Annotated in this window: 1 pseudogene; it reads right to left on the bottom strand. The window is 67.7% G+C overall.

The window, feature by feature from the left end:
• Positions 1–220: pseudogene (locus tag AACQ95_RS17140) on the bottom strand (DUF5801 repeats-in-toxin domain-containing protein); the annotation flags it as partial.

Raw genomic sequence — 220 nt, 5'->3', positions numbered from 1 at the left:
TTGAACTGGGCCTGCACGCTGGCAGCACTCAGGCTGGCACTGGCCACCCCGTCGTTGCCCGCGCCACCCAGGCTGACCAGGCTTTCGTCCACGCTGGCACTCAGGCTCGGTGCTTCCACCGCCAGCCCGGCACTCGGACCGTCATCTTCAAACTGGAAGACCCCGCCAGTGCCCACATCAATGGCGGCACTGGCGCTGTCGCCATCCGCGTCCGTCACGG

Source organism: Aeromonas sp. MR19 (genome assembly GCF_963899305.1).
Lineage (GTDB): Bacteria > Pseudomonadota > Gammaproteobacteria > Enterobacterales > Aeromonadaceae > Aeromonas > Aeromonas bestiarum.
This window is presented reverse-complemented; position numbering and strand designations above follow the sequence as displayed.